The organism is Psychrobacter sp. ASPA161_6 (genome assembly GCF_051970285.1).
Taxonomy (GTDB): Bacteria; Pseudomonadota; Gammaproteobacteria; order Pseudomonadales; family Moraxellaceae; genus Psychrobacter; species Psychrobacter glaciei.
In genome coordinates, this window is sequence record NZ_JBEFNJ010000009.1 from 1 (window position 1) to 5,711 (window position 5,711).

General features: G+C 47.9%; 2 tRNA genes and 3 rRNA genes. All 5 read right to left on the reverse strand.

Annotated elements, in window-relative coordinates:
- A 5S ribosomal RNA gene (gene rrf / locus ACTQ9T_RS14475) occupies window positions 1-105 on the reverse strand; the annotation flags it as partial.
- A 188-nt stretch (window positions 106-293) separates the two neighbouring features.
- Window positions 294-3,155 (reverse strand): 23S ribosomal RNA (locus tag ACTQ9T_RS14480).
- A 357-nt stretch (window positions 3,156-3,512) separates the two neighbouring features.
- Window positions 3,513-3,588, reverse strand: a tRNA-Ala gene (locus ACTQ9T_RS14485).
- A 9-nt stretch (window positions 3,589-3,597) separates the two neighbouring features.
- A tRNA-Ile gene (locus tag ACTQ9T_RS14490) sits at window positions 3,598-3,674 on the reverse strand.
- A gap of 92 nt (window positions 3,675-3,766) precedes the next feature.
- Window positions 3,767-5,305 (reverse strand): 16S ribosomal RNA (locus ACTQ9T_RS14495).
- Window positions 5,306-5,711 lie beyond the last annotated feature (406 nt).

Consider the following 5,711-nt stretch of genomic DNA (forward strand, 5'->3'; position numbering starts at 1 on the left):
GACCTACTCTCACATGGACGAATCCACACTACCATTGGCGCTACGATGTTTCACTTCTGAGTTCGGGAAGGGATCAGGTGGGGCCATCGCGCTATTGTCGTCAGCAAAGGGGGTTAGATATGAGTCTGATGTTGTTATTATTGACGTCAAGATATTATCTATTGGTCGACCAACTTGTAACCTAACTGAATCAAGGTTAAAGGTGATATCGAAATATTCTTTCTTTTATTCTAAAGCTTTCGCTTTACAAGATAGATTAATTAGAGCTTTGATACAAACCACTTGGGTGTTGTATGGTCAAGCCAAACGAGCAATTAGTACAGGTTAGCTACACACATCGCTGTGCTTCCACACCCTGCCTATCAACGTCGTAGTCTTCAACGGCTCTTTAGGGAAATCTAATCTTGAGGTGGGCTTCCCGCTTAGATGCTTTCAGCGGTTATCCCATCCGAACGTAGCTACCGGGCAATGCCACTGGCGTGACAACCCGAACACCAGAGGTTCGTCCACTCTGGTCCTCTCGTACTAGGAGCAGATCCTCTCAAATTTCCAACGCCCACGGTAGATAGGGACCGAACTGTCTCACGACGTTCTAAACCCAGCTCGCGTACCTCTTTAAATGGCGAACAGCCATACCCTTAGGACCTGCTTCAGCCCTAGGATGAGATGAGCCGACATCGAGGTGCCAAACACCGCCGTCGATATGAACTCTTGGGCGGTATCAGCCTGTTATCCCCAGAGTACCTTTTATCCGTTGAGCGATGGCCCTTCCATACAGAACCACCGGATCACTAAGACCTACTTTCGTACCTGCTCGACTTGTGGGTCTCGCAGTTAAGCGCGCTTTTGCCTTTATACTCTACGACCGATTTCCGACCGGTCTGAGCGCACCTTCGTACTCCTCCGTTACTCTTTAGGAGGAGACCGCCCCAGTCAAACTACCCACCATACATTGTCCTCGGTATTGTTATACCTGAGTTAGAACCCCAACATGACCAGGGTGGTATTTCAAGATTGGCTCCACAAACACTAGCGTGTCTGCTTCAAAGCCTCCCACCTATCCTGCACAAGTCAGGTCAAAGTTCAATGTAAAGCTGTAGTAAAGGTTCACGGGGTCTTTCCGTCTAGCCGCGGGTACACAGCATCTTCACTGCGATTTCGATTTCACTGAGTCTCTGCTGGAGACAGCGCTGCCATCATTATGCCATTCGTGCAGGTCGGAACTTACCCGACAAGGAATTTCGCTACCTTAGGACCGTTATAGTTACGGCCGCCGTTTACTGGGGCTTCGATCAAGAGCTTCGCTTACGCTAACCCCATCAATTAACCTTCCAGCACCGGGCAGGCATCACACCCTATACGTCCACTTTCGTGTTTGCAGAGTGCTGTGTTTTTAATAAACAGTTGCAGCAGCCTGGTATCTGCGACTGTCAACAGCTCAAGGAGCAAGTCCTATCACCATCAACAGCGTACCTTCTCCCGAAGTTACGGTACCATTTTGCCTAGTTCCTTCAGCAGAGTTCTCTCAAGCGCCTTGGTATTCTCTACCTGATCACCTGTGTCGGTTTAGGGTACGATTCGTTTATAACTATTGCTTAGAAGCTTTTCCTGGAAGCATGGTATTTGCCACTTCGCTGTACAAGTACAGCTTGCTATCAGATCTCAGCCATATAACAACCCGGATTTACCTAAGTTGTAAGCCTACATCCTTTCACCTGGACAACCAACGCCAGGCTGACATAACCTTCTCCGTCCCTCCATCGCATTATAAACAAGTATCAGAATATTAACTGATTTCCCATCGACTACGCCTTTCGGCCTCGCCTTAGGGGTCGACTCACCCAGCCCCGATTAACGTTGGACTGGAACCCTTGATCTTCCGGCGTGCGAGCTTTTCACTCGCATTATCGTTACTCACGTCAGCATTCGCTCTTGTGATACCTCCAGCATGCCTTACGACACACCTTCACAGGCTTACACAACGCTCCCCTACCACTTGAAAACAAATTCAAATCCGCAGCTTCGGCTCCTAGTTTGAGCCCCGTTACATCTTCCGCGCGGGCCGACTCGACTAGTGAGCTATTACGCTTTCTTTAAAGGATGGCTGCTTCTAAGCCAACCTCCTAGCTGTCTATGCCTTCCCACCTCGTTTCCCACTTAACTAGGAATTTGGGGCCTTAGCTGGCGGTCTGGGTTGTTTCCCTCTCCACAATGGACGTTAGCACCCACTGTGTGTCTCCCGGATATCACTCATCGGTATTCGGAGTTTGCATCGGTTTGGTAAGTCGGTATGACCCCCTAGCCGAAACAGTGCTCTACCCCCAATGGTGTTCGTCCGAGGCGCTACCTAAATAGCTTTCGGGGAGAACCAGCTATCACCGAGTTTGATTAGCCTTTCACCCCTATCCACAAGTCATCCCCTGGCTTTTCAACGACAGTGGGTTCGGTCCTCCGGTTGATGTTACTCAACTTTCAACCTGCTCATGGATAGATCACTCGGTTTCGGGTCTATGCCCTGCAACTAAACGCCCTATTAAGACTCGGTTTCCCTACGGCTCCCCTAAACGGTTAACCTTGCTACAGAACATAAGTCGCTGACCCATTATACAAAAGGTACGCGGTCACCCTAATAAATTAAGGCTCCCACTGCTTGTACGCACACGGTTTCAGGTTCTATTTCACTCCCCTCACAGGGGTTCTTTTCGCCTTTCCCTCACGGTACTGGTTCACTATCGGTCAGTCAGGAGTATTTAGCCTTGGAGGATGGTCCCCCCATCTTCAAACAGGATTTCTCGTGCCCCGCTCTACTTAATATGTTAACGCTAATGTTTCGAATACAGGACTATCACCTACTACGGTCAGCTTTCCCACGCTGTTCTTCTACATTAGCACTAATCGGCTTCTCCCCGTTCGCTCGCCGCTACTTGGGGAATCTCATTTGATGTCTATTCCTAAGGGTACTGAGATGTTTCACTTCCCCTCGTTCGCTTCTCGTACAAGTACGAGATACCTACCTTATGGTAAGTGGGTTTCCCCATTCAGAAATCTCCGGATCACAGGATATTGCCGCCTCCCCGAAGCTTATCGCAGGCTGTCACGTCTTTCATCGCCTCTGACTGCCAAGGCATCCACCATGTGCGCTTCATTACTTGACCATACAACCCCAAGTAGTCTTAACTTATAAATAAGTTTTAACTTCAAAGTGTCATAAAGTCTAATTATGATAACGATATCACCTAATTTTATACGCTTGATTCAGTTCTCTTTACTTTTTTAATAACTCACTACTGGGATAACAACTGATGTCGTTAAGTAGTGAGTTATTAAGGTTAGGAACAACGCGTGAACACGTGTTCCTAACCCAGACTCATATCTATGTTTTTAAATAGTTCTTACGCTCTCGTCGAGTCATAAGTTCTGTATAAAACAGAAAGAAATAATCGTATGATGTAATATCTGAATTATTTGTTTCTGTTTATGCTTGTTTAATATATTTACTATCGTATTTATTATGGTGGAGCCAAACGGAGTCGAACCGTTGACCTCCTGCGTGCAAGGCAGGCGCTCTACCAACTGAGCTATGGCCCCGTAAATAAATGGTAGGCCTGGGCAGACTTGAACTGCCGACCCCCGCGTTATCAACACGGTGCTCTAACCAGCTGAGCTACAGGCCTGTGTCTGCCTGTAAAGGCAAAGCGCTAATAATAAATACTAGCTAAACTAAAGAACAACTTGTTGTGAATTCTTGCTGACCGAATGCCATCTATAAGGAGGTGATCCAGCCGCAGGTTCCCCTACGGCTACCTTGTTACGACTTCACCCCAGTCATCAACCACACCGTGGTGAACGCCTCCCCGAAGGTTAAGCTATCCACTTCTGGTGCAATCAACTCCCATGGTGTGACGGGCGGTGTGTACAAGGCCCGGGAACGTATTCACCGCGGCATTCTGATCCGCGATTACTAGCGATTCCTACTTCATGGAGTCGAGTTGCAGACTCCAATCTGGACTACGATAGGCTTTTTGAGATTCGCATCACATCGCTGTGTAGCTGCCCTCTGTACCTACCATTGTAGCACGTGTGTAGCCCTGGTCGTAAGGGCCATGATGACTTGACGTCGTCCCCGCCTTCCTCCAGTTTGTCACTGGCAGTATCCTTAGAGTTCCCGGCTTAACCCGCTGGTAACTAAGGACAAGGGTTGCGCTCGTTGCGGGACTTAACCCAACATCTCACGACACGAGCTGACGACAGCCATGCAGCACCTGTATTCTAATTCCCGAAGGCACTCCCGCATCTCTGCAGGATTCTAGATATGTCAAGACCAGGTAAGGTTCTTCGCGTTGCATCGAATTAAACCACATGCTCCACCGCTTGTGCGGGCCCCCGTCAATTCATTTGAGTTTTAACCTTGCGGCCGTACTCCCCAGGCGGTCTACTTATTGCGTTAGCTGCGTCACTAAGTCCTCAAGGGACCCAACGACTAGTAGACATCGTTTACGGCGTGGACTACCAGGGTATCTAATCCTGTTTGCTACCCACGCTTTCGAGCCTCAGTGTCAGTATTATGCCAGAAGGCTGCCTTCGCCATCGGTATTCCTCCAGATCTCTACGCATTTCACCGCTACACCTGGAATTCTACCTTCCTCTCACATACTCTAGCTCAACAGTATCAGATGCAGTTCCCAGGTTGAGCCCGGGGATTTCACATCTGACTTATCGAGCCACCTACGCTCCCTTTACGCCCAGTAATTCCGATTAACGCTTGCACCCTCTGTATTACCGCGGCTGCTGGCACAGAGTTAGCCGGTGCTTATTCTGCAGCTAATGTCATCGTCCGTGGGTATTAACCACGGAGTCTTCTTCACTGCTTAAAGTGCTTTACAACCAAAAGGCCTTCTTCACACACGCGGCATGGCTGGATCAGGGTTTCCCCCATTGTCCAATATTCCCCACTGCTGCCTCCCGTAGGAGTCCGGGCCGTGTCTCAGTCCCGGTGTGGCTGATCATCCTCTCAGACCAGCTACAGATCGTCGCCATGGTAGGCCTTTACCCCACCATCTAGCTAATCCGACTTAGGCTCATCTAATAGCGAGAGCAGTAAACTGCCCCCTTTCTCCCGTAGGTCGTATGCGGTATTAATACGAGTTTCCCCGTGCTATCCCCCACTACTAGGTAGATTCCTAAGTATTACTCACCCGTCCGCCGCTCGACGCCTGATAGCAAGCTATCATCGTTTCCGCTCGACTTGCATGTGTTAAGCCTGCCGCCAGCGTTCAATCTGAGCCATGATCAAACTCTTCAGTTTAATCTTGCTATGTAACCCTTTAAAGAGGCTACTAAACTTGGCTCATCTAATCTGGCAAAATCGCTAAAAATTATGTTCGTAATGAATTAACTTTGAGTTTTTTTACTGTCTTAAATGATAATTTTTATAGTTAGAATGAACTCCGAAAAGGAGCTAAAACCAACTTTATTTTTTAGCATTCTGAATCAGCAAAAATCCACACAAGTTGTTCTTTAGTTATGCTTTTAAATAGTGCTCAATCACTGTCGTCCAGTAACTGATATATTAGGTATCTCTCTTGCTGTTTAGTCTCAATCCCTTGCGGGTTAAGCTATCTAGCGAGCCGACTATCTTATCATAATGATTGGGATTGTCAAGCTTTTTTATAATTTGTTTCATCAGGTTAACTGGGTTATTAATGTGTAAT